At 70.8% G+C, this 22,562-nt stretch carries 21 protein-coding genes; 8 read left to right on the top strand and 13 right to left on the bottom strand.

What is annotated here, in order from left to right:
• The first annotated feature begins 24 nt into the window (after window positions 1-24).
• Together H297_RS0115780 and H297_RS0115775 are read left to right on the top strand one after the other, a co-directional pair.
• Window positions 25-579, top strand: a complete 555-nt coding sequence (locus H297_RS0115780; protein ID WP_027737843.1) for a hypothetical protein — start codon at window positions 25-27, stop codon at window positions 577-579.
• A 161-nt stretch (window positions 580-740) separates the two neighbouring features.
• The gene (locus tag H297_RS0115775) at window positions 741-1,505 is read left to right on the top strand and encodes a hypothetical protein (protein ID WP_027737842.1); all 765 of its coding nucleotides are present in this window, start codon (window positions 741-743) and stop codon (window positions 1,503-1,505) included.
• Here the strand turns inward: H297_RS0115775 and H297_RS44275 are convergent.
• Window positions 1,447-1,944: an aldo/keto reductase gene (locus tag H297_RS44275; RefSeq protein ID WP_239142089.1), complete on the bottom strand. Its 498-nt coding sequence runs from the start codon at window positions 1,942-1,944 to the stop codon at window positions 1,447-1,449. The two genes, H297_RS0115775 and H297_RS44275, sit on opposite strands and share 59 nt — an antisense overlap.
• Between H297_RS44275 and H297_RS43270 the strand changes: the two genes are divergently transcribed.
• Window positions 1,943-2,089, top strand: a complete 147-nt coding sequence (locus tag H297_RS43270) for a hypothetical protein (protein ID WP_158693695.1) — start codon at window positions 1,943-1,945, stop codon at window positions 2,087-2,089. The genes H297_RS44275 and H297_RS43270 overlap by 2 nt on opposite strands.
• A 310-nt stretch (window positions 2,090-2,399) precedes the next feature.
• Here H297_RS43270 and H297_RS0115765 read toward each other — a convergent pair whose 3' ends face one another.
• The 5 genes from H297_RS0115765 to H297_RS36615 form a co-directional block, all read right to left on the bottom strand.
• Complete coding sequence (locus tag H297_RS0115765; protein ID WP_027737840.1) at window positions 2,400-3,536, bottom strand: FAD-dependent oxidoreductase; 1,137 nt, start codon at window positions 3,534-3,536, stop codon at window positions 2,400-2,402.
• Window positions 3,537-3,790: 254 nt separating this feature from the next.
• A complete protein-coding gene (locus tag H297_RS0115760) occupies window positions 3,791-5,218 on the bottom strand; it encodes a metal-dependent hydrolase family protein (RefSeq protein ID WP_027737839.1) in 1,428 nt (475 codons plus the stop codon).
• A gap of 183 nt (window positions 5,219-5,401) precedes the next feature.
• Entirely contained in the window at window positions 5,402-5,806 is a 405-nt protein-coding gene (locus tag H297_RS0115755; protein WP_051351870.1) for a RidA family protein, read from the bottom strand.
• 79 nt (window positions 5,807-5,885) lie between these two features.
• Window positions 5,886-6,749, bottom strand: a complete 864-nt coding sequence (locus H297_RS0115750) for an alpha/beta fold hydrolase (RefSeq protein WP_027737837.1) — start codon at window positions 6,747-6,749, stop codon at window positions 5,886-5,888.
• Window positions 6,746-7,663 carry a fumarylacetoacetate hydrolase family protein gene (locus H297_RS36615; RefSeq protein WP_078514138.1) on the bottom strand — a complete coding sequence of 306 codons (918 nt, stop codon included), beginning with the start codon at window positions 7,661-7,663 and terminating at the stop codon, window positions 6,746-6,748. The genes H297_RS0115750 and H297_RS36615 overlap by 4 nt, the downstream gene beginning before the upstream one ends.
• Before the next feature lie 363 nt (window positions 7,664-8,026).
• On the opposite strand from H297_RS36615, the gene H297_RS0115740 reads away from it, so the two are divergent.
• Together H297_RS0115740 and H297_RS0115735 are read left to right on the top strand one after the other, a co-directional pair.
• On the top strand, window positions 8,027-8,773 hold the full coding sequence (locus tag H297_RS0115740) for a FadR/GntR family transcriptional regulator (RefSeq protein ID WP_199787202.1): 747 nt from the start codon (window positions 8,027-8,029) through the stop codon (window positions 8,771-8,773).
• 367 nt (window positions 8,774-9,140) lie between these two features.
• On the top strand, window positions 9,141-10,760 hold the full coding sequence (locus H297_RS0115735; RefSeq protein WP_027737835.1) for a purine-cytosine permease family protein: 1,620 nt from the start codon (window positions 9,141-9,143) through the stop codon (window positions 10,758-10,760).
• Window positions 10,761-10,839: 79 nt separating this feature from the next.
• Here H297_RS0115735 and H297_RS36610 read toward each other — a convergent pair whose 3' ends face one another.
• The gene (locus H297_RS36610; RefSeq protein WP_064744829.1) at window positions 10,840-12,087 is read right to left on the bottom strand and encodes an MFS transporter; all 1,248 of its coding nucleotides are present in this window, start codon (window positions 12,085-12,087) and stop codon (window positions 10,840-10,842) included.
• Between the two features lie 141 nt (window positions 12,088-12,228).
• Between H297_RS36610 and H297_RS36605 the strand changes: the two genes are divergently transcribed.
• Window positions 12,229-12,930, top strand: a complete 702-nt coding sequence (locus tag H297_RS36605; protein WP_051351869.1) for a FadR/GntR family transcriptional regulator — start codon at window positions 12,229-12,231, stop codon at window positions 12,928-12,930.
• A 96-nt stretch (window positions 12,931-13,026) separates the two neighbouring features.
• Here the strand turns inward: H297_RS36605 and H297_RS0115720 are convergent, their stop codons facing one another.
• The 4 genes from H297_RS0115720 to H297_RS36600 all read right to left on the bottom strand — a co-directional run bounded on the left by H297_RS0115720 (window position 13,027) and on the right by H297_RS36600 (window position 18,392).
• Window positions 13,027-15,117: an iron ABC transporter permease gene (locus tag H297_RS0115720; RefSeq protein WP_027737834.1), complete on the bottom strand. Its 2,091-nt coding sequence runs from the start codon at window positions 15,115-15,117 to the stop codon at window positions 13,027-13,029.
• Window positions 15,114-16,088, bottom strand: a complete 975-nt coding sequence (locus tag H297_RS0115715; protein ID WP_027737833.1) for an ABC transporter substrate-binding protein — start codon at window positions 16,086-16,088, stop codon at window positions 15,114-15,116. Before H297_RS0115715 ends, H297_RS0115720 begins: the two co-directional genes overlap by 4 nt.
• Window positions 16,085-16,894 (bottom strand): ABC transporter ATP-binding protein, encoded by an 810-nt coding sequence (locus H297_RS0115710; RefSeq protein WP_106959639.1) that lies wholly within the window; start codon window positions 16,892-16,894, stop codon window positions 16,085-16,087. Before H297_RS0115710 ends, H297_RS0115715 begins: the two co-directional genes overlap by 4 nt.
• Window positions 16,895-17,060: 166 nt before the next feature.
• The gene (locus H297_RS36600; RefSeq protein ID WP_078514134.1) at window positions 17,061-18,392 is read right to left on the bottom strand and encodes an MFS transporter; all 1,332 of its coding nucleotides are present in this window, start codon (window positions 18,390-18,392) and stop codon (window positions 17,061-17,063) included.
• 161 nt (window positions 18,393-18,553) lie between these two features.
• Between H297_RS36600 and H297_RS0115700 the strand changes: the two genes are divergently transcribed.
• Window positions 18,554-19,339, top strand: coding sequence for a helix-turn-helix transcriptional regulator (locus tag H297_RS0115700; protein WP_027737831.1), 786 nt, complete (start codon window positions 18,554-18,556; stop codon window positions 19,337-19,339).
• 67 nt (window positions 19,340-19,406) lie between these two features.
• Here the strand turns inward: H297_RS0115700 and H297_RS36595 are convergent, their stop codons facing one another.
• Together H297_RS36595 and H297_RS36590 are read right to left on the bottom strand one after the other, a co-directional pair.
• Window positions 19,407-20,180: a siderophore-interacting protein gene (locus H297_RS36595; protein WP_051351868.1), complete on the bottom strand. Its 774-nt coding sequence runs from the start codon at window positions 20,178-20,180 to the stop codon at window positions 19,407-19,409.
• A gap of 158 nt (window positions 20,181-20,338) precedes the next feature.
• Complete coding sequence (locus tag H297_RS36590; RefSeq protein ID WP_051351867.1) at window positions 20,339-21,637, bottom strand: MFS transporter; 1,299 nt, start codon at window positions 21,635-21,637, stop codon at window positions 20,339-20,341.
• Between the two features lie 111 nt (window positions 21,638-21,748).
• Between H297_RS36590 and H297_RS0115685 the strand changes: the two genes are divergently transcribed.
• A complete protein-coding gene (locus H297_RS0115685; protein ID WP_199787201.1) occupies window positions 21,749-22,546 on the top strand; it encodes an AraC family transcriptional regulator in 798 nt (265 codons plus the stop codon).
• The last annotated feature ends 16 nt before the right edge of the window (window positions 22,547-22,562 follow it).

Genomic DNA, 22,562 nt, shown 5'->3' with positions numbered 1-22,562 from the left:
GGGGCGTTCGCAACGGAGAACTCCATGCACCGCGACGGCCCGCCCCCGCCCTCCGCATCCGATCCGCGGCACCTTCAGGCCGCCCTCTGTTCCATGCTCGGGCAGCGCGGCCTGGAGTGCACCGTCGAGTACGGCCTCAACGACTACATCGTCCACGCCGAGCTTCCCGACGGTAGTTCGCTGATCATCTCGCCCCCACAGGAGCCGCACCCCGAGTCCTCGGAAAGCTGGATGGTCACCCGCCACCGATCCGTCGAGCCTGCCGTCTACGAAGTGATCTACGACTCCGAGCCGAACGGTCCGCATGCACGCCACGGCGGCAGCGTGCCGGATCTCCTCGCCGCCGTCGACGCCCGCCTGGACCAGCTTGGCGTACCGCCACGCCAGGAGCAGGAACGATCCGGCAAGGAGCGCGCCGCCAACGTGCTCCCACCCGGCTCCGCTCCATCCCGGGCGCGTGTCGCTCTCACCCCTTCACCGTCGATCGGCCAGCGCGTGCCCCCGACCGGTCCGCCGACGGAGTCTTCCGCGCGGGCCGCACCGTCGCCGGCTCGTCCCTCATCCGCTCCCCGACTCTGACCGACCGCGACCCAGGAGTCCTCCGTGCACCACACCACCAGAACTGATCCGCCCGTCGCCCGCACCTGTAACCGCCCAGGAGTCCTCCGTGCACCGCACCACCAGAACTGATCCGCCCGTCGCCCGCACCTGCAACCGCACCCGCCTCGGATGGATCTCCCATGCCCAGCCACTACGATGTGCTGCCCGACCTGGCCTTCGGCCACCACCCTGTCCACGGCATCGTCGCCGCGAACCCGAAGAACCTCGCGGCCAGCTCCTGGATGCTAAGGGGATTCGACTTCCATCCCGTTGCCGACCAGGCGACGTTGTACGCGCTGGCCGACCAAAACCGTGACGGTCACGGCCGTACGAGGCGGGCCATCGAGCTGCTGCGCAAGGCCGGCTACCAGGTCGATGTGGACGCCGCGCTTGACCCTGCACTGGCGCCCGACACGGCACAGGTACGCGACCGCGGTCCGCTCGGTGAACCAGACGTCGCCTTCGCCGATCACCCGCAGCTCGGCATCATCGCAGCCCTCGACGACCGTGTCTCCGCCCTTAGCGCGCTCGCGCTGGTGGAGGACGGCTGGCGGCACAACTCGAGCCTGGACGTCTACACGCTCCCCGCGACCACCGATCGCGTCGAGGCGCTGGGGAAAGTCGCCGACGCCACGGTGGCCCTGCACCGTTCGGGGCTCCAAGTCGCAGTGCAGCCCCGTCTCGCTCAAGAGGTGACGGCCCGGACCCGCTCTGTTGCGACGCCGGCCGCCGATAGGGAGCGCGGCCATGGTCCCGCTCGCGCGTCTCCGTTGAGCGCCGCCGCGCTCGCCGCCAGCCCAGCCCGCGCCCGTATCCCGGGCAGGGCGCCGGTCCCCGCCTCCGCCGTCACCACAGCAGCGGTCCGGCCGGTTGACCCCCGCATCGCGTACTCCCGCGACCGCTGATCCAACTCTCCAAGAAGGCCCTTGCATGGCCGTTGTTGGTACAGCACGCTATTCGGAACTGCGGAGTGCCCCACACCAGGGTCGGTGGTAGCAGGGACTCAGGCCGGATACCTCGCCGGCGCAGGACTGATGTCGCGTCCCGACGATGTGTAGGCCATCCGCTTTTCTGTAGGCATGTGCGCTGGCGTCGGCGATAGTTGTAGGCAGTCCGATCCGGTTCGACCGCGTCGAACACGTCGGCGGACAGGGTGATGTCCGCGGTCGGCAGGAACGCCTCCAGCTGCTCCATGGTGTGCGGGCCGATGATGCCCGAGGTGACACCGGGGTGGTTGATGACGAAGGCGACGGCCAGTTCGATCAGCGTGTGCCCGGCCTTCTCGGCCAAGACGGCGAGTTGCTCGACGGCGTCGAGTTTGCGCCGGCTGGCATGGGTGCTCATGTCGAAGCGGGCCTGGGGGCGGGCGGCCGTAGCCGGGCCCTACGCCTCCGTGCGCCAGGAGTACGTCCTGCCAGCCCTGCTCAACATGCACGCACTATTGCGGGTGCTGGACGAGAAAATGTCAGACGACGGCCCGGACGCCTGACCCGCCTGATGCACCCGTTCGTACGTAGCGCTCGCTCCCCCCGCGGGGCGGCCGGGTCGGGTTCGCGATGGCCGCCTTCGTGGCCGAGGTTCTCGCCCACGAAGGCGTCATCGTTGCCGTCGCGACCCGGGCAATGGTCTGCTTTGGTCTGCCTATCCCCATGCCCGGGCGCACGAAGACCAGGTGGCCAGCAAGATGCGGACGTGTGGTGGCGCACATACGTCGCGTCAAACGAGGCGGCAAGGCAGAAGCAGTCGGGAGGCGCAGCCCTGGCCTGGGGGCCGTCTCTGCTTCCAGGCGGCCGAGCGGGTCAGTGGACTGCCAGGGAACCCATTGGCTGGTGCCGGGCGCCGCGGTTGAGGTTCCGGTCGAACCACTGGGTCTGGGACAGGCGCCCGAGCGTGCGGGCGCGGGTTCCGAGCAATGGGCTCGGGCAGTGGCCGAGCACGAAGCCGTAGTAGTAGGACCAGCGTTGCACATGGTCCGTGATGGCCTTCTGTCGTCGCTCCCATTCGGGCAGCACGGTGGTGATGTCCTTGTTCTGTTCCGCGAGGGCGGCGAGGGCCATCGCGTTGATGAAGGCGGTGTTCGCGGCCTGTCCAAGGTTGGGCGGCATGGCGTGGGCGGCGTCGCCGAGGACAGCAGCATGGCCGGCGCTCCAGCGTCGGCAGCGGACGTTGACGAGGCGGTCCCACCGGCCGTCTTCGGCGAAGCGGTGCACGAGGTCGGCGACAGCAGGGAAGTCCGCGGCCCATAGATCGCGGTCGACGGGGAGTCGTCCGGCGCGGTCGTCCCCGACCGGGGCGCTGAGGAAGATGTAGTCCTGCTCGTCGGTGCAGGGGTTGAACAGCAGGCGCCGTGCTCCGTGCCAGTACTCGATGATCGTGTCGTCGGGTTGGTCGTCGGAGCGGTCGATGAGCATGCGGATGCCGGCCTGACTGCCGAAGTCCATCCATGCGGTGCAGAAGATCGATTCGCGCAGGCGGGAGTACGCGCCGTCTGCGGCGACGACCAGGTCGGCGCGGCTCGTTTTGCCGTTGGCGTACTCGATTCGGCCGTCCGCGGACATTCCGGTGACCAGTGAGGACGTGACGATGTCGACGCCGTAGTACTCCGCGCGGGCGATCAGAGCGGCGTAGAGGTCGGCCCGGGGTGGCAGGAGCATGCGGTCGCCGGGGCCGGTGTAGCGCGACATCAGCGGCTTGCCGCGGTGGTCTGCGATGCGCCATTCGCGGATGGTGCGTGCCCGCTTGGTGGCCTGGTCGAAGGCCCCGAGGGTCTCGAGCGTTTGCAGGCCGCTTTCCCAGAGCCAGATTCCGGCGCCGTACATGCGCAGTTCGTCGTTGCGCTCGTGCAGCCGTACGTGCCAGCCGAGTTGGGCGAGCCGGGTGGCCAGGGTGAGACCGGCCAGGCCGGCTCCTGCTATTTCTGCGGTTCGCGGTGCCATCCGTAGACCTCCAAGATGCGTTGGAAAGTGCCTGGATCGGGGTGGAGCCGTCAGAGTGCGGTGTTGAGTACGGCACAGGCGCGGGGGCGGCCGTGCCGGGGCGGAGCTGTCAACGGTTGCGTCTGGTCTGGGACGTTGTGCGGTGTGCTGCGAGGTGTCGAGCGAAGGTTGGGGGGTGGCCGGCCGCCGGGTTGACCCGGCGGCCGGGCGGTGAAGCGTCGGGGTCCGGCCCCGACCGCTGGAAGTGCGGTGCGCTATTCGGCGGCGGCCGCGACCTCGTGCTCGCGCTTTTGCAGGTCCGAGACGAGGTCCTCGCGCTGCTCGGTGCTCCAGTCGAGTTGGGTGACCGGGCGTTCGCCGCCCTCGAAGGCGCGCTCGTAGGACATGACCTCGAAGCCGTAGTCGTGCGGCAGGTAGTTGTTGCGCAGGAAACGGGTGCGGATGTCGTCGGGGAAGGTCTGCAGTTCGCCGGCGAGGACGACATGCGTGATCTTGCCCGGCGTGTAGAGCAGCTTGAGGTTCACGCTGGGGTCGCCGTCGACGACGATCAGGTCGGCGAGCTTGCCGACGGCGACCTCGCCGACCTCGCCCTCCAGGCCGACCATGGGGGCGTTGTTGAGCGTGCCGGCGCGGATGGCCTCCAGGGGCGTCATCCCGGCGTATTCCACGAGGAGTTCGAGTTCGCGGGCGTGGAACTCGCCGTAGGGGACGACGGCGAAGCCGCTGTCGGTGCCCATGCCGAACTTGACGCCGGCCGCATGGGCCCGGTGCAGCGAGTCCATGGTCTTCTCGTTCATGCGCTTGGTCGCCTCGGCGATGCTGGGGCGGATCCCGGACAGGTGGGAGAACTCGACGATGTGGTGCATGAACAGCAGGGTCGGGATCAGCGGGATCTGGGATTGGGCGAGCTTGTCGATCACCTCGTCCGTCATCATGTTGCCGTGCATGATGTGGTCGAAGCCCGCGTCGACGGCCGCGCCGACCTCGTCCGAGCCCCGGGCGTGGATGGTGATGCGCCGGTTGAAGCGGTGTGCGGTGTCGGCGCACAGCTTCATCTCGTCGTTGCTGAATGCCTGGAATTCGCCGAACGGGCTGTCCGCCAGTTTGATCAGGTCGACGCCGTTCTTCACCTGGTGGCGGATCTCGGAGACCATCTCGTCCGCGGTGTTGGTCAGCCGTCCGGTGCTGGCCTCCGGGTTGCCGGTGGTGTCCGGGAACCAGTCGGTGAGGCCGTTGCTCGTGGTCAGGTACCGGCCGGCGGTCGTCATGCGGGGGCCGTGCACGAGCCCCTGCCGGATGCCTTCGCGCAGGCCGACGCCGATGTAGAAGGAGCCGCCGGGCTGCGAGATGCTGGTCACCCCGGCGTGCAGCACCTTTTCGATGTTGGCCGCGGCGATCAGGGTGCGCAGCTCGGCCGGGGTGTACATGCTGATTTCTTCTTCGGTGCGCGCCAGCCCGTAGGTCATGTGACAGTGCGCGTCGATCAGTCCGGGCATGACGGTTTTGCCGCGGGCGTCGATGCGCTGCAGTGTGACACCGCGGGGTATGTCGGTTTCTGCGTCGACGCTGCCGAACTTGACGATCCGGTCGCCTTCGGCGAGGACGTCACAGGTGCGCAGAATGGTGGAGCCATCGCCGGTGATGACGTCCCCGCCTTCGATCAACATCCACTGCTTCGCCATTGTCCAACTCCTGCTCTTTGCCGTTTTCCGCCGGGGCCTCCGTGGTGCGGGGGTCTCGGGCTTGCGGTTTTGCTGGTCGCTTCGAACGCACCGGGCGTACAGGTGGGGCGGGTCCGCGGGCGGGCGGTGCCGACTGCTTGGGGAGAAGCGTGGGCGCCGCCCGCTCGCGGTGGGCCGCTGGGTTTAGCCGATGGCGAGTGCTTCGATCTCCACGCTGAACTGCTCTTCGACGAGGCCGGAGACGAGGACGAGGGTGTTGGGCGGGTATTCGCCGTTGGGGTAGATCTCGGCGAAGACTTCCCGGCGGGCGTCCATGAACTCGGGGATGGAGGCGCGGTCGACGATGAAGGTGTTGAAGCGCAGTACGTCGGCGAAGGTAAGGCCGATGCCGTTGAGGACGGTCTGCACGTTGGCGAAGGACTGCTTGGTCTGGGCGTAGATGCTGCCGTCGCCGGGCAGGGAGCCGTCCGGCAGTCCTCCCAGCTGGCCGGCGATCGAGTGCACGGTTCCGGTCCCGCTCGAGGCCGGCGAGTAGGCGCCGTACAGCTTGCCGAGGTCGGGGATGTGCGGGGTGAACTTCACGGACATGGGGTGCTCCCGTTCAGAGGATGGGGTTGTTCGGTGGGGTGTGGCTGGTCGCTGGCGAGCCTGGGTGGGCTGTGGGCGTTCAGAAGGTGCGTTCGCGGCCGTGCCGGGTGGCGGTGTCGGCGAAGATCCAGTTGAGGGCGTCGATGAAGGCGGCCGGCCGCTCCCAGTAGGGGGCGTGGCCGGTGTCGCGGATCCAGGCCATGGGCAGGTCGGGCAGGCGGTCCATGCTGGCGCGCCCGGTCTCGGCGGAGACGATGGTGTCCTCGCTGCCCCAGATCATTCCGACGGGTGCCCCCTGGTCGGCGAGGCGCTGGGCGTCGGCTGCGATGAGGTGGTCGTTGATGGGGCCTTCGAAGTGGCGGCCGATGGCGTCGAAGGAGGCGTCGGCGCCGGCGGAGTTGTTGATCCTAGATTCCTCCAGGGCCCAGGCGTCGGTGACCCGCGCGCTGTCGTGGATGAGGGCGGTGAGCTTGCGTCGGCAGTCCTCGACGCCGCGCTGCTTGAGGATGACCTGGCTGATGTTGGCGCCCTCCTTCTCGTCGAGCGGGACGACGCCGAGGGTTCCCACCATGGCCAGGCGGTGCACCGGGGTGGTGAAGTTGCGTGCCATGTAGCCGCCGATCTGGCCGCCGAGGGATGTTCCGATGACGGTCAGCCGCGAGTGGGCGTACTGGGCGGCGACCTTGCTGGCGATGTCGGCGCAGTAGGGGACGGTGAAGGGGAGGGAGCCCTTGTCGGCGAAGCCGTGGCCGGGCAGGTCCAGTGCGAGGACGCGGTAGCCCTGGGCGGCCAGGGGCTCGAGCAGGGGGGTGAACCGGTCGGCCCGTGAGCCGACGCCGTGGATGCACAGGACGAGGTCGCTGCCCGATCCTGCGTCCAGGACGCGGGTCTGCACACTTTTGCCGTCCGCCTCGACGTGGACGGGGTATTGCCTGATGGTCACTGGGTGGCTCCTCCTGTGGGGGTGTGTGCCGGGGTGGGGTGGGCGATGGTGTTGCGCAGGGCTCCCAGGCCGCTGGCCTTGATGACGACTTCGTCGCCGGGCTGGAGGTAGCGCGGGGGGTTGAAACCGATGCCGACGCCCTGGGGGGTACCGGTGGCGATCACGTCGCCCGGCTGCAGGGTGATTCCGGCGGAGAGGGTCTCGATGATGGCCGGGATGTCGAAGATCAGACGGGAGGTGTCGGAGTCCTGGCGGAGTTCGTCGTTGACGAACGTCTGCAGTGTGATCTTGTCGGGGTCGACTTCGTCGGCCGTGGTCACCCAGGGGCCCATCGGGCAGAAGGTGTCCAGGGACTTGCCCAGGAACCACTGTTTGTGGTCGCGCTGCATGTCCCGGGCGGTGACGTCGTTGATGAGGGTGTAGCCCCAGACGTAGTCGAGGGCGTCGGCCCGCGGGATGCGGTAGCCGGGCTTGGAGATCACGATGCCGATCTCGCCCTCGTAGTCGAGGGCTGAGGTGATGTCCGTGTGCGGGTCGATCTCCTGGCCGGGGCCGATGACGGAATGGGCCGGCTTGGTGAAGATGACGGGTTTGTCGGGCACCTCGGCGACGCCGGCGGAGTGCGTGGCGTCGAAGCCGCTGCGGGCGAACTCGGCGGCGTGGTCGGCGTAGTTGCGGCCGACGCAGAAGATGTTGCGGTCCGGCACGAGGGGGGCCAGCGGCTTCCAGCCGGGAGGTCCCGGGCGGGTGGCCAGCCGGGCGAGTTCGTCGCCCGAGAGTCCGACGAGTTCCTGGAGGCGGGTGTAGGGCCGCTGGTTCTTCTCGTCCCACACGATGCGGGGCTCGGCGCCCTGTTCGTCCAGTACGCACAGAACCGGCCCGTAGTTCTCCGTTTGTGAGCGCGCGAAGCGCATTGATCCTCCGGTTGCGCGAAACCAATGTGAACCTTCGGCTCACCATAGGTATCGATTGGTTGGCCGTCAACGGTTGCGCAGCAGCCCCCTTCCGTCGCCCGGCACGGGGCAGGCCCCCCGCCCGCCGCCCTGAGCGGCAGCCTGCGAGCAGCGGTTTTCCGGCACCCGGCCAGCAGGCGGGGCACCGTCGCCGGCGACGGTGGAACTGCGGTCGACCGGGTTGCCCATCGACCGGTCGGCGCTGCGGCGGAGGGGAGCGTCGGCGGCTGGAACGCGCCTCCTGCAGGGGGCGCTCGGGCCGGGATGTCGCGCGCTGGCCTGGGGCTCGCCTGCTAGGCTCCTGGGCTCAGGAGGAGGGGCTGCATGCCGGTCCTCCAGCAGAAGCAGACGGTGGCGGCCGCGATGGGTCGCATTGGTTGTTCCGGGGAGGTGGCAGGGGTGCAGGCAGTGGGGCCCGCGGCGGTGGTCCGTGCGCACATCTCGCAGGTGATCAGCGAGGAGAAGCTTGCCCCTGGCGCCCAGCTGCCCACGGAGCGCGACCTCGCCGCGTCGACCGGAGCCAGTCGAGCGGTGGTCCGGTCTGTGCTGAAGTCCCTGGCGGACGAGGGTGTGGTCGTGCGGCACGTGGGGCGCGGCACCTTCGTCGCGCCCGGCACGGAGGCCGAGCCGGCCGCGCAGGCGGGCGCGCCCAGTCCGGTCAACATCATGCAGGCGCGTCTGGTGCTCGAGCCGGAGTTCCTGCCCACCGCCGTCATTTCCGCCACGGAGCAGGACCTGCGGGAGATGCGGCGCTGTCACCAGGAGGGCGAGCAGGCCGCCAGCTCCGCGGAGTTCGAGCACTGGGACACGCTCCTGCACCACAGCTTCGCCGTCGCGACCCACAATCCGTTGATCGTGGAGACGAGCCGGCTGCTCATCGACAGCCGGCACCAGCCGGTGTGGGGCCGGCTCAAGCAGCGCACCTACAGTCCCGGCCTGCAGCAGAACTACTGCAAGGAGCACGAGGCCATCGTCAGGGCGATCGAGGAGCGAGACCCCGACGAGGCCCGGCTGCGCATGCGCGCCCACCTGCAGCACGTCTCGCGCGAGCTGTTCGGCCACAGCCTGTGACCGGCCCGCGCCGCTGACGCCCCCACGTCGCTGATTCACCGCCAGATCCTGCGCCCGTGCGCCGCCGCATGCCTGCCCGTCGGCGGAAGCGGCGACGCGTCCGGCCCGGCCGCCGGGCCGCGCAAGCAGGGCGGCGGTGCCGCGCGGGCTTTTCCTCACCGGATGGTCGACAGGCCCGGGGGGCCGGTGTACCGTCTCGCCCCAACAACCAATGGTCCTCACTGGTCTAAATAGGTTCGCCAGTGGGCGGCCTCCCGGCGGCCCCGCGGCCGCCGCGGCTCTCGGGCGTACGGCACCCGCCCAGTTCGGCGCTCCTTCCTGCTTCGAGCGCATCCGGTTGAGGTTTTGGAACCCAGCGAGGACACACATGAGCAACCCCTCTTTCGAGGTCTCCTTCCACGATGACCCGGCGGTGCTGAAGGCTGCCGCCACCGACGATTTCTCGGGGCATGTGGTGCCCCGCAGCTGGCGCAGCTCGCGCGGCTCGCTGTCCATGGCGTGGCTGTCGGTGTTCAGCGCCATGTTCTGGCTGGTCTTCCCGCAGACCCTGGCGCTTGCGGTCGGGGTGCGCGACACCCTGATCGGCATGGTGCTGGCGGCGGTCGTCATCTCCGTCGCGGCCGCCATCGTGGTGCCCTACGCGGCCCGGACCGGGACGAGTCTGGCGATGTTCAGCCGCCGGCTGATGGGTTACTGGGGTGGCGCGCTGGTCAGCCTGCTGGTGGCGGTGACCGCCCTGTACTACTGCGCGTTCGAGACGTCGATCATCTCGATCGCGTTCCACGAGTACGTCGGCACGCTGCCGCTGCCGGTCTGGTACTTGCTCGCGGTCGCCGTCGCGGTCGCGCTCGCCTTCGGCGGCGTAAGGGTGTGGCTGGACAAGTTCAACGCCTGGCTGCTGCCGGTCTACGTCGTCGGCATCGTGGCCGCCGTGGTGTGGGCCGTCGCCGAGTTCGGTTACGACTCCGCCTGGATCTCCTACATGCCCGCCCGCCCGGTCACCACTGTGGGGCCGGGCTGGGTGCTGTCCTTCAGCGGCTACCTCAGCCAGCTCGTCTTCATCATGTATCTGTGGGACTTCGCCCGGATGTCCCGTACGCAGCACGCGACGTATCACGCGCGGGTCACCTTCGGCCTGCCGTTCTGGCTGGTCACGTTCGTGCTCAACGGCCTGGCCGGGCTGTTCCTGGCGCAGACGATCGACATCCGCGGGGCGTTCTCGGAGACCTCGGCGGTCTTCGCGCTGATCTCGCTGATGGGGTTCGCCGGGGTGCTGCTCGTGTGGGTCACCCAGAGCCGGATCAATACGACCAACTTCTATGTGGCGTCGCTGAATCTGCAGGCGTTCGGCAGCCGTGCGCTGCGCTGGTTCAGGCCGCGCTATGTCTGGGCGGCGGTCGCGGGCGTGCTGGTCTACGTCCTGATGCTGGCGGACGTGATCGGTTTCCTGCTGACCGCGCTCAACTACCAGACCGTGTTCGTGGCCGCGTGGGTGGCCATCGCGTGCGTGCACATCGTGCGCTCGCGCACCGCGCCGTCGTCGGCGGCGGCGGATGAGTTCCGGCCCGGCCGCCTCACGCTGCTCAACCCCGCCGGCCTCACGTCGTGGCTGTGCTCGGCCGCGGTCGGCGTCCTGCTGCTGGCCTTCGCCGGAGACTTCGGTGCCACCTGGGCGATCATCATCGTCCTCCCCCTCGCCGCCGCCCTGTACGCGCTGCTGGATCGGTGGCAGCCGGTGGGCAGGGCCGTCCTGGTCCGCCCGGGCGACCTGCGTGAGGAGGTCGAGGACGCGTGGGCGGCCCGCATCAAGTGCGCACGCTGCGCGCAGAGTTACGTCGCCTACGAGATGGACCGCGACCCCGCCAATGAGGACCGTGCCATCTGCTCGCTGTGCGGTGACACGGCGCCCGGCTTCTACCGGGCCGCCGCGCGCGAGGCGCGCGAGGCGCAGGCCGGGCCGGAGCGCAGCCCGGAGGCGGCGGCTTAGCATCGCTGGTCGCATCGGGGCAGTTGCTCCTTTCCGGTGTCGTGGTGCCGGCCTGCGGATCGTGCGCGTGCGGCTGGGGTCAGTGCGGGCTGTGCTCGCGGGCGCGGGAGGCGTCGGCGGCCAGATCCTGCTCGGGTGTGATCTCGTGGCCGGGGCGGGGGCGGCGCGTGCGGGTGAGCGCGGCCACCAGTGCGCTCGAGGCGAGCGTGAGCGCGGCAATGGCGAGGATGGCCGGAGCCAGGGCGGTGGTGCCGTGGGCGCCGATGACGGCCCCCAGAACGACGGGGGCCAGGGCCATGCCGATCATGGAGGCGGCGATGACGTAGGCGAACCGGTTGCCGTGGGCGTGGCCGGTGGTCGCCATCCAGGTCAGGCCGTTGGGGAAGATGGGGCCGATGAAGAAGCCGGTCAGCAGGTAGGCCCAGGCGGTCATCGAGCCGTGCAGGGCGAGGGCGGACGCGCCGGTCATGCCGATGCAGCTGGCCACCACGAGGGGGGCCAGGCCGACGCGCCGGTGCAGGGCGGCCGCGACGAACCGGCCGGCGACCATGGCCAGCCAGAAGCCGGACGTGGCCAGCGCGGCGCCGGATGCGGTGAAGCCTTGGTCGGCCAGGACGGTGGGTTCCCAGTTGCCGATTCCGGACTGGGCGCCGAAGTGCGTGACGTACAGGGCGAGGAAGCCGAAGGCGACGGCCACGCCGAGGCCCCGGCGGCGCGGGCTGTGGTGGGTGTGCTGCCCGGCCTTGGGGACCAGCTCGTGCGGGCCCGGCGAGGGAGCCACGCCCTTGAGGGTGGCCGCGCCGATCAGGCCCATCACGGCGATCACGGCGAAGACGATGCGGTACTGGGCGGCCCCGACCGCGGCGATCAGCGCGGGGGCGGCGGCTGTGCCCAGGCCGAAGCAGGCGTGCGCGATGTTGACCAGGGCCGGGCCGCGGGCGCCGGTGCCGACGATGAGCAGTTGCGTGATCAGGACGTCGCAGCCGCCCAGTCCCACACCGGTGATGACGGCGCCCGCCAGGATCAGGGGCCAGGTGGGTGCGGCGGCGACGATCACCGCGCCGGCGGCGACCAGGCCCATCGAGGCGGCCAGGGCGGTCCGGTTGCCGCGGCGGCGCATGAGGGGCTGGCTGAGCAGGATGCCGACGACCGCGCCGATGGACTGCATGGCCAGCCCGGCGCCGGCGGCGGTGTCGTTGATGCCGTGCTGGTCCTTGAATGCGGGGATGGACGGCCCGTAGGCCGCCGTCAGGGCGCCGATCGCGGTCATTGCGATGAGGCACCCCGCGATGGCGTTGCGCTTGAACAGTGACGTCGTGGCTACCACGGAACCTCCTCCTAAGAGCTAAAGAGTAAAAGAGCAACCCTATTGTGCAGCGCGAGTAGACTAAAGGGCAACCCAATCCGGTGGGGAACGACAGATCCGCCTCACAACGACACGCGGATGCGACGCGAAGGACAGACGCACATGACGCACGCCAGCGAGGCGCCCAAGCGCTCGGCCCTGGTCGGCCAGCTGATCGACATCTTGCAGCGCAACATCCAGGCCGGCCGGTGGCCGGTGGGCGCGAAACTGCCCACGGAGGCGGAGCTGTCCACCGAGTACGGCGTCAGCAGGATCACCTTCCGGCAGGCCGTCCAGGCGCTGGTGCACGTCGGGGTGCTGGAGACCGTCCAGGGCAGCGGCACCTTCGTGCGCGCCACCACCGAACTCGACGCCGTGCTGACCCGCTACGTCGGCGGCGAGGACCTGACCACGGTGCTGGAGGTCCGGCTGGCCATCGAGAGCGAGGCCACCGCACTGGCGGCCGTGCGAGCCGCACCCGGCGACATCGCCGTGCTGGAGGAGATCATCGCGGCCTCGCGGGCGGCGCTGGCCCGCCAGGACGGCGAGGAGCTGACCCAGCTGTCCACCCGGTTCCACCGCACGATCGTGCAGGCGGCCGGCAACACCATCCTGGCCCACTTTTACCAGGCCATCCACGACGGGGCGGAGCGCTCGGTACGCGAGACGACCGCGCCGGAGGACTTCGGCGCCTTCGTCGACCAGCACGCGGCCATCGTCGAGGCCATCCAGGAACGCAACAGCGGGCGCGCCCAGCAACTGGCCCGCGCCCACCTCGCTCCCCTGGTCTTGGCAGCGCCGACACAGCCCGGCCGCCCGCAGTGAGCCGACGCCCCGCAGGCTGCCGTACCGCGGGCTGCCGGGCGGGCGGCACGGCCCTGCCGTATCGCGGCCGCGGTGCCCGGCGCTCCTCTCACGCCGTCAGGTCCTGCTCCGGATGAGCAGATAGAGGAAGTAGGGGGCGCCGATCAAGGCGGTGGTGATGCCCGCACCGAGCTGACCGGGGGCGATGACCCAGCGTCCGACCAGGTCGGCCAGGGCGACCAGGCAGGCCCCCAGCAGGATCGCGGTCGGGATGACCCGCAGGTGCCGGCGCCCGACCAGGGCGCGTGCCGCGTGCGGTGCGACGAGCCCGACGAAGACGATGGTGCCGGCCGCGGCGACGGCGACCGCGCTCAGCAGCGCTGCCACCGCCAGCAGGGCCAGGCGCTGACGCGTCAGGCGCACGCCCAGCAAGCGGGGGGTGTCCTGGTCGAGCGCGATCAGGTCGATCGAGGAGTGAACGCACAGCGCGAACACCGCCCCGACACCGAGCATGACCGCGACGGGCAGGGTGTCGGCCAGGGTGCGGCCGTAGGTCGACCCCGACAGCCAGGTCAGCGCCTTGACCGCGTTGGCCGGGTCGGTCAGCGTGATGACCAGACCCACCAGCGCCCCGGTCACGGTGCTGGTACCCATGCCGACCAGGACCAGCCGGTTCTCGGCGAAGCCGCTGCGCGCGGTGAGGCCGAAGACCAGGAGGGCGGCGGCCACCGCCCCGGCGAAGGCGGCGCCGGACAGCGCCCATCCGCCGGCCGCGGGCAGGACCGTCAGGAGGGAGACGGCTCCCAGGGACGCGCCGCCGGAGATGCCCAGGACACCGGGTTCGGCGAGCGGGTTGCGGGTGGCGGCCTGCACCAGGGTGCCGGACAGCGCCAGCGCCGCCCCGGCCAGCAGGGCTGCCAGCACCCGCGGGATGCGGGTGTTCAGGATGAACGTGATGCCCGACGGGGCCTGGTGGCGGGCGAAGTTGACGACGTCGCCGCCCAGCAGGGTGGCGTCGCCCAGCAGGACGGCCGCCGCGGTGATGGCCACGAGGGCGGCCAGGGTGCCCGCGGTGATCACGGCGAACCTGCGGCGGCTGACCAGGCGCAGCCGTTCGGTGCTGGTGGTCGAGCGCAGGGTGTTGCGCCGCGACAGCGCCACGGCAATCAGCGCGGCGCCGCCGATCAGGCTGGTGATGGTGCCGGTGGGCACGGTGACGGCGGTGTCGGCGGGCAGCAGGGCGCGCAGTGCCACATCCGAGCCGAGCACGAGAGCCGCGCCGGTCAGCCCGGCCACGGGGATGCCCAGCCGGGCCTTGACCAGCGACGTACTGGTGCGGGCCAGGAACCGGACCACGGCCGGGGCGCCCAGCCCTACGAAGCCGATGGGTCCGGCCAGGGTGACGGAGACCGCGGCCAGCAGGCAGGCCAGTGCCACCACCAGGATGCGGGTGCTGGTGACGGGGACACCGACCGCTCTGGCCGCGTCGTCCCCCAGCGCCAGGGCATCGAGCCGGTGCGCCAGCGCGATGAGACCGATCAGGCCGATCAGGGCCAGCGGCAGCGTCTGGCTCAGCCCGGGGAAGCCGTCCTGGCTGATGCTGCCCTGCCCCCACTGGTACAGGCCCTGGGCCTGTTTGGGGTAGAAGAGCAGCAGCGCGTAGATGACCGATCCCAGGCCCATCGCGAGCGCGCTGCCGGCCAGGACCAGCCGTACCGGTGATGCGCGGCGTCCGGCGAGGGCGAGGACGAGGACGGCGGCGGCGAGGCCGCCGGCCAGGCCCACGGCCGTGGAGGCGATGAACGGCAGCGACAGGCCGGTGATCGTGGTGAGCGCGACCGCCAGGTAGGCGCCGTTGGAGACGGCCAGGGTGTCCGGGGAGACCAGGACGTTGCGGCTGACCCGCTGCAGGGCCGCGCCGGCCGCGCCGAGGCAGAAGCCGACCAGGATCCCGGCCAGCGCCCTGGGCAGGCGGGAGTTGAAGACGACGGAGGTGACGGTGCGGCCGGTGTCACCGGTGAGGGCGTCCCACACCTGGGCGGCGCCGACGTCGGCGGTGCCCTGGCACATGTTGATGACGGCCAGCGCGGCGACCACACCGGTCAGGGTGGTGACAAGGACCGGGGCCGGGGCCGCACGGAGGCGAGAGCGGGCCGGGGCGGAGGCGGCCGCAGGGGCCTCGGCCCGCTTGGCCGTCTGCACGCTCATGCGGTCAGTGCCTGGGCGACCGCCTGGGCGTAGCGGCCCATCGAGCGGGGGCCACCGAACTGCCAGATGGTGTCGTCCAGTCGGTGCACCTTGTCGTGCTTGACGAAGGGCATGGACTTCCACAGCGCGTTGTGGGTCATCTGCTGCTTGAACAGGTCGTTTTCCTTGCCCGCCCAGGGGATGTAGAGGAAGGGGACGTCGCCGAGCCGGGTGAGGGCCTCGACGTCGGTGGTGACCAGTCCGCTGTTCTCCTTCGGCTTCAGCGCCCAGGCGCTCTTGAGCCCGATCAGCTCGTTCATGGCGCCGACCTGGGAGCCGCTGGTGAAGGCGCGGATGCTGATCTGGTTGGAGGTCTTGTAGCCGTCGGCGTTGGCCACCTTGGTGCCCTGCAGGCCGGCGTCGGCGATGGCCTGGCGGCTTTTGGCGACCTTGGCGTGGAAGTCCTTCTTCGCCTTGGTCGCCTGCTCAGCGGTTCCGGTGGCCTTCGCCAGCTGGTCGAGGTTGGTCATCATGCGGCCGACCTGGTCGCTGCGATCGCCGTCCTGGAGCACCAGGACCGGGGCGATGGCGCGCATCTGCTTGACGGCCGCGCTGGACAGGGTCTGGGTGGCGACGATGAGGTCGGGAGACAGGCGGGCGATGGTGTCCATGCTCGGCTCGCCGCGGGTGCCGATGTCGGCGGGCTTGGTCCGCAGCGGCGCGGAGTGGTTCCACCGGGTGTAGCCCTTGATGTCGGAGATGCCCACGGGGTTGATGCCGAGCGTCACCAGGTCCTCGACCGGCATCCACTCGGTGGCGATGACCTTGGTTGCGGGGTGGTCGAGGGTGATGCGGTGCCCGGTGGCGTCGGTCAGCGTGACCTTGCTGCCCTGCCGGCCGGCGGCGTCGGTGGTGGGCTGGGTGGTGCCGCAGCCGGACAGCAGCAGGGCCGAGGCGAGGGCGGCCGCGCCCAGGGTGAGGATCTTGTTCATCGGGTGGTGTCGGCCCTTTCGTGGCGCAGGTGGTGGCGGCCGACGGCGCGGGTACGCAGGCGGCCGGTGAGCGGGTCGGTGGAGGTTTCGATGCGGATGCCGTAGACCTCGGTCAGCTGCTGGGAGGTCAGCACGGTGTGCGGGGGGCCGGTGGCGCGCAGGCGGCCGTCGCACAGCAGCGCGATCTCGTCGGCGACGGCGGCCGCCTGGTCCAGGTCGTGCAGGACGACGCCGACGCTGATGTTGTGCTCGTCGGCCAGCTCCCGGACGCAGTCCAGGAGTTGGACCTGGTAGCGCAGGTCGAGATAGGTGGTGGGTTCGTCCAGCAGGAGCACGTCGGTGTCCTGCGCCAGGCAGGAGGCCAGCCATACGCGTTGCAGCTGGCCACCGGAGAGCTGGTCGGCGGCCCGGTCGGCGAGGTCGGCGATACCGGTGAGTTCCAGGGCCCGCTGCACGGCGTGGGCCGCCTGCGCATCGCGCCCGCCCAAGGGTCCCCGGTAGGGATGGCGTCCGAGCTCGACGACGCTGCGCACGTCCAGGCCGGAGGGGACGGGCCGCATCTGCGGCATCAAAGCCACCTGCCGGGCGAAGGCGCGCGGGGGCAGGGCGAGGGCGTCGGCGGGCCGGCCGTGTGCCGGGGTGAGGGTGATGCGGGCCCCTGCGTGTACGGGCTCCAGGCGGGCCAGGGCCCGCAGCAGGGTGGACTTGCCGCTGCCGTTGGGGCCGACCAGCGCGGTGACCTTCCCCGGCCACAGGGTCAGAGCGGCCTGGTGCAACACCTTGCGCCGGTCGTAGGACACGCGCATGTGCTCGGCGTGCATCGCGGTGCCGGCTCGGCGATGCGGTGCTGGGTGGTCGTGTGTCATGGAGGACTGCCTCGTGTACTCGAAGGCCCCGTGTCACGGCGGCGTTGGGCAGGCGGAAAGACCCCGGGGCGCTTGAGGTTGAGGCACCGGCGGGTGAGGTGGGGTGCTAGTCGGTGGCGGGCTGGAGGGCGCCGGTGCAGGGCGGGGCGGGGGTGGTGTAGTTCCAGAACGCGCGCACGGTGAGGGCGGCGGCGACGACCAGGACGAGGCACGCCAGGGCCGCGCCGGACCAGGCGAGGGTCAGGCCGGCGCCAGAGGCCATGGCGCCGGCCCGCAGATCTCCCAGGCGCGGGCCGCCCGCGACGACCACGGTGAACACGCCCTGCATCCGGCCGCGCATCTCATCGGGGGCGTAGGTCTGCAGCATGGTCTGCCGGTAGACGGCGCTGACCAGATCGGCGGCGCCGGCACACATCAGCAGAGCGACCGCGATCCACAGGGTGCGGGTCAGGCCGGCCGCGGCGACGGCGAGCGCCCATACGGCCACCGCACCGGTCAGCGCCACGCCCTGGCGGCGGACCTTGCCGATCCAGCCGCTGAAGACGGCGGCGGCGATGGCCCCGATGGCGATGGCGGAGTAGAGCAGGCCGGCCCCGCCGTGGAAGCGGGTGGCGGCGGCCTCGGGGAACAAGGCGGTCGGCATGGCCAGCACCATCGCCGCGATGTCCAGGGCGAAGGACATCCACAGCACCGGATGGGAGGCGATGAAGCGCAGCCCCTCCCACACCATGCGCACCCCGCTGCTCGTGGAGATGTCTTGCTGCACTGTGATCGGGGGAAGCCGGACGGCGGCGTAGAGCAGGGCGGCGAACAGCAGCGCGTCCAGGCCGTAGCAGACGGCGTAGCCGTGCGGCAGCGCCACCAGCGCACCGGCGATGAGCGGGCCCGCGACCTGGCCCAGGTTTCCGGCGGTCTGACTGAGGGTGTTGGCAGCCGAGACGAGTTCGCCGGGCACCACCCGCGGGATGATGGCCCCGCGCGCCGCGGAGGACACCGCGAACGCCGCGCTCTGCGCGGCGACGAGCACCAGCAGCAGCCCCACGGAGCCCGTCTCCAGCAGGGCCTGCGCGAACAGGCCGACCGTGACCAGCCAGGTCATGGCGGACGCGGCGAGGTACAGGCGGCGCCGGTCGACGCGGTCGGCGACGGCACCGCCGTACAGGCCGAAGATCACCAGCGGGACCAGGCCCACCAGGCCGGTCAGACCGACGTAGAGGGAGGAGCGCGTGAGGTGGTACACCTCCAGCGGCACCGCGACGGTCGTGATCGCGGTCCCGATGTAGGACAGGCCCTGTCCCGCCAGCAAACGGCGGTAGGCGGGCACGGCCAGCGGGCGGGTGTCCATGGCCGCACCGAAGACCTTCCTGGCCACGCGGTGCGGCGCGGGACCGGAGTGGTCCCGTATGTCGGCCGGGCGCGTGGGTGTTGCTTTGCTCATGAGCACACCCTGCCAACCAGCATTAAGGTTAGGCTTCCCTAAACTGGCCGTCCGGTGTCGAAAAACCGCCACCGGCTACGCCCGCCACGCGCGGACGGTGGCCGGATGCGCCCCGAGCACCGCGCGGCAGCGGGTGGCGGTTCCCGGTAAAGTGCGAGCAGATGTCTTCAAACAGCCACCCGGTTCCGGCGGAAGCCAGCAGCACGTGGGACCACCACCCCGCTGGCCACACCATCGAACGGCACCGGCACCTCTTCCACCAGCTGATCTACGTCAGCTCCGGTGTCTTCGCGGTCCGCACCCAGGAGGCGGCCTGGGTGATCTCCAGCGCCCGCGCCATGTGGGTGCCCGCCGGCACCTGGCACCAGCACCGGGTGTACGGCTCCAGCCGCGTCCACACCTTCGGCTTCGCCACCGACGACCCGCCACTGCCCGGTGACGTACCCACCATGGTCTTTGTCGGCCCGTTCTTGCGGGAACTCCTCATCGCCTGCAGCGAGCCCGGCCTGCCCCTGGAGGAGGCCGGCCGCATCCAGGCCGTCATCCGCGACCGGCTGCGCCGCTCCCACATCCAGCCGCTCGTCCTGCCCGCCCCGCAGGATGCCCGGCTCGCCCAGGCCTGCGCGCTGGCCGAGGACGATCTGACCCAGCCGCGGACGGTGACCTGGCTGGCCCGGCACTGCGGCGCCAGCGAGCGCACCCTCACGCGTCTGTTCCGCACCGAGTTCGGCATGACCTACCCCCAGTGGCGCACCACCGTCCGCGTCTTCCACGCCATGATCAAACTCGCCGAGGGGGCCACCGTCACCGAGGCGGGCCAGGACTGCGGCTGGGCCACCACCAGCGCGTTCGTCAACGCCTTCACCCGCACCGCGGGACAGACCCCCGGCGCCTACCGGACCACGATGCGCGCGGCGGACCGCGCGGCCGCCGCCCCGCCCAGCTGATCCCCGGCTGACCGGCGCTGCCGCGTGTCGCGGCACCCGTGATCGCCAGCCCCTCGCGGGCGGGTGGCTAGTGCTCGGTGGCGTTCCAGTAGCCGAGGGCTACGCAGTTGTTCTTGTCGAGGCCGCAGGTGCGCAAATACTTCTTCACGGCGCGCACCTGCCCGGCTTCGGCGGCCACCCACTGGTAGGACGCCGGGGCAGGGGGCGGCAGCGCGGCGAGGCCGTCCAGCAGGCGGCTGTCGGCCACCCCGTTGCCCGAGCCGACGAGCGGAAGAAGTTCCAGGCGGGGGTGGTCCGGCAGGTACTCGAGATCGCTGGGGTCCAGTACCTCGGCCAGCGCTGTCACGCGGATGTGCGGCGCGGTCGCCGCGAGGATGCGGGCCAGCGCCGGCAGCCCAGCTAGGTCGGCGAGCAGGTAGTAGTGGTCCGTCGCCGCCCCGGGCGGGCGGTGCCAGCAGCGCGGTCCGGCCATCAGCAGCCGCCACCCCGGCTGCGCGGCGTCGAACCACTCGATCGCGGGCCCGGCTCCGTGCCGGGCGACATCGATCGCCATGACGCGTGTGTCGGGGTCGAAGGAGCGGACGGTGAAGTTGCGCCGGCCCATGCTGCGGTTGTCCTCGATCACCTCCCAGCCGCCGTGCGCGTGGGGCGCGTGAGAGGGGCGGGTGTCGAGCAGGTGGCCTTCCTCGGCGAAGTACAGGCCGACCGACTCATCGCCGGGTGTGGCGGGCGCGTAGCCGTAGCCGGGGCGGTCTGCCGTGATGGCGAACTCGACCCGGAAGATGCCCTTGGTGAGCTCTGCCTTGCTGAGGAAGGTGCCTACGAACCTGTCCCAGGCCATGGTGTATCTCTCCGAGCTGTGCTGCGGCCGGACGTTGCCGTCCGACGCGTGGTCGTTCTAGGTCAACGGTCCGTTACGGGGGTGCGTCCCGGCGTGCGGGGCGGCGTGTTACCCCGGTGTGCCGGGGGGCACTGTGTCCCGCGCGGGGCCGGCGCTTGTCAGGAGGTGCCGGCTACGCCGTGCTGTGCTGCCGGCTCGGGCGCCGTGGGCAGGTCGTCGTCGATGAACCGGGGGCGTGAGGCGGCGATGCCGCTCACGACGGTGAGGCCGACCAGGACGAAGAGGAGTACCAGGGAGCCAGTCCATCCCCCGGTCCACGCGTTGAGCAGGCCGAACAGGATGGGGCCGGCACCGGCGAACAGGTAGCCGATGCCCTGCACCACCCCGGAGGTGGCCGCGGTGGTCTCCGGTGTCCGGGCGCGCATCCCGATGAAAGCCAGGCTCAGCGAGAACAGTCCGTTGCCGATCCCGAACAGGATCATCCACAGCCAGGTCCCGGACGTCGGCGCCAGCGCCAGTCCGGCCAGGGACGCGGTGAAGCAGCACCCGAGGACGATGACGACCAGCCGGTAGTGGCGCGGATTGATGCGGGCGATGATCACCGAGACCGGCATGCTGACTCCGGCGAGGACGGCGACCATCGTGCCGGCGACGTGGCTGGCGATCCCGAGGTCGCTCAGGTATAGGGCGAACCAGCCGAAGGCGATGTAGGCCAGGGCGGACAGCGATGCGAAGAAGAGGGTGAGGGCCAGCACGGTCCTGCTCTTGATCAGGTCACGCAGCGCCGGGCGGGTACCGGATGCCTTCGGGGCGGCCGCCGCGGCGGTGGCGGTGCGCTGCGGTCGGGCCAGGATCCACGGGATCGCGGCCACCACCGGCAGCACAGCCCAGGCCGCCAGGCCCCAGCGCCAGGTGGAGAAGAAGCTCGCGATCGGCTCCGTCAGTCCGGCCGAGGCCATAGTGCCCAGGCTCAGGGCGACGACGTAGACGGACGTCTTGGGGCCGACACGGTCGGGGAAGTGCGTCTTCACCAGCGACGGCAGCAGTACGTTGGCCACTGCGGCGCCGGCGAGCGCCAGCGTCGACAGCACGAGGAAGACGGCGAAGCTCGACGTCACCGCCCGCGACAGCAGGCCGATCACCGACACCGCCAGGGCGATGAGCAGCGACCGGTGCAGTCCCAGTTTGCGGGCCAGGACCGGCACGGCGATCCCGGCGGCGGCGAAGCACAGCACGGGCAGCGTCGTGAGGAAACTGATGCCGGTAGTGCCGGCGGACAGCGCGTCCTGGATGTCGCCGAGCACGGCGCCGACGCTGGCCACCGCGCTGCGCAGTCCGAAGCCGGTCAGGAACAGAGCGAGGGTGAGCATCACGGTGTGCGGGTGTCGGGCGGGGCGCCCGGGCGTCTGCGACAGGCCGGGCCCCGGCGGGGACACCGGGTGAATGTTCTTCTTCATACCTGCGAGCCTGGCAGTCGCACCCCCGCGAAAACTTCTGCTGTTCGGTCACCAAGTATCGAAATTCTGCCAGGGCGGTTACGGTGGCCCGGACCGATGGGAGGGCTGCCGGTGACAGCCGTGAAAGGCGGGCCGCATCCGCACACCGATGCGCTGCCGCCGCAGCCGCACCGCCCGCACGTCGGCGCGCGCACGGAACGCTACCCCGCCGGCATCCACATCGCGCTGCACTGGCACGACGAGTACCAGCTCATCTACGTGAGCTCGGGCCTGATGGCCATCCACACCGCGCGCGGCACCTGGGTCGCCTCACCGGGCCGGGCGCTGATCATCCCCGCCGGGATCGAGCACGAGCACCGCACCTACGGCGACACCCTGCTGCACCTGTTCACCTCCGACGGGCCCGGACTGCTGGACCGCGGAGCCAGGGCACCGGAGGTCATCGCCGTCGACGCGCTGGTGCATGAGGTGCTGAAGGCCGTCACCGACGAGAGCCTGCCCGCCGAGGAGACCGACAACCTGCGGCGCGTGCTCTTCGACCGGATACGCCGGACCCCGGTCACCGGACTGCGGTTGCCCGCGCCCCGCGACCCCCGCCTGCGCGCCGCGTGTGAACTGGTCCAGGCGAACCTGGAGCAGGCGTACTCGCTGCCGCAGCTGGCCCGGCTGACCCACGCCAGCGAACGGACCCTGGCCCGGCTGTTCAAGTCCGAGTTCGGCCAGACCTACCCGCAATGGCGCACCCACGCCCGGCTGTTCCACGCCATGACCCGGCTCGCCGAAGGAGGCTCGGTGAGCCAGGTGGCCCTCGAGTGCGGCTGGTCGACCTCCAGTGCCTTCATCGACTCCTTCCGCCGCGTCATGGGACAGACCCCGGGCTCCTTCCGGGAACCCGTCAACCAGCTGTAGGCGCCGCGCTTCCGGG

Source organism: Streptomyces sp. CNT360 (assembly GCF_000424785.1).
This window is presented reverse-complemented; position numbering and strand designations above follow the sequence as displayed.

Excerpts from the sequence above, each read along its gene's own strand:
- H297_RS0115780 (WP_027737843.1), top strand. The coding sequence starts at position 25 with ATGCACCGCGACGGCCCGCCCCCGCCCTCCGCATCCGATCCGCGGCAC.
- H297_RS0115775 (WP_027737842.1), top strand. The coding sequence starts at position 741 with ATGCCCAGCCACTACGATGTGCTGCCCGACCTGGCCTTCGGCCACCAC.
- H297_RS43270 (WP_158693695.1), top strand. The coding sequence starts at position 1,943 with ATGTCGAAGCGGGCCTGGGGGCGGGCGGCCGTAGCCGGGCCCTACGCC.
- H297_RS44275 (WP_239142089.1), bottom strand. The coding sequence starts at position 1,944 with ATGAGCACCCATGCCAGCCGGCGCAAACTCGACGCCGTCGAGCAACTC.
- H297_RS0115765 (WP_027737840.1), bottom strand. The coding sequence starts at position 3,536 with ATGGCACCGCGAACCGCAGAAATAGCAGGAGCCGGCCTGGCCGGTCTC.
- H297_RS0115760 (WP_027737839.1), bottom strand. The coding sequence starts at position 5,218 with ATGGCGAAGCAGTGGATGTTGATCGAAGGCGGGGACGTCATCACCGGC.
- H297_RS0115755 (WP_051351870.1), bottom strand. The coding sequence starts at position 5,806 with ATGTCCGTGAAGTTCACCCCGCACATCCCCGACCTCGGCAAGCTGTAC.
- H297_RS36615 (WP_078514138.1), bottom strand. The coding sequence starts at position 7,663 with ATGCGCTTCGCGCGCTCACAAACGGAGAACTACGGGCCGGTTCTGTGC.
- H297_RS0115740 (WP_199787202.1), top strand. The coding sequence starts at position 8,027 with ATGCCGGTCCTCCAGCAGAAGCAGACGGTGGCGGCCGCGATGGGTCGC.
- H297_RS0115735 (WP_027737835.1), top strand. The coding sequence starts at position 9,141 with ATGAGCAACCCCTCTTTCGAGGTCTCCTTCCACGATGACCCGGCGGTG.
- H297_RS36605 (WP_051351869.1), top strand. The coding sequence starts at position 12,229 with ATGACGCACGCCAGCGAGGCGCCCAAGCGCTCGGCCCTGGTCGGCCAG.
- H297_RS0115720 (WP_027737834.1), bottom strand. The coding sequence starts at position 15,117 with ATGAGCGTGCAGACGGCCAAGCGGGCCGAGGCCCCTGCGGCCGCCTCC.
- H297_RS0115715 (WP_027737833.1), bottom strand. The coding sequence starts at position 16,088 with ATGAACAAGATCCTCACCCTGGGCGCGGCCGCCCTCGCCTCGGCCCTG.
- H297_RS0115710 (WP_106959639.1), bottom strand. The coding sequence starts at position 16,894 with ATGCGCGTGTCCTACGACCGGCGCAAGGTGTTGCACCAGGCCGCTCTG.
- H297_RS36600 (WP_078514134.1), bottom strand. The coding sequence starts at position 18,392 with ATGAGCAAAGCAACACCCACGCGCCCGGCCGACATACGGGACCACTCC.
- H297_RS0115700 (WP_027737831.1), top strand. The coding sequence starts at position 18,554 with ATGTCTTCAAACAGCCACCCGGTTCCGGCGGAAGCCAGCAGCACGTGG.
- H297_RS36595 (WP_051351868.1), bottom strand. The coding sequence starts at position 20,180 with ATGGCCTGGGACAGGTTCGTAGGCACCTTCCTCAGCAAGGCAGAGCTC.
- H297_RS36590 (WP_051351867.1), bottom strand. The coding sequence starts at position 21,637 with ATGAAGAAGAACATTCACCCGGTGTCCCCGCCGGGGCCCGGCCTGTCG.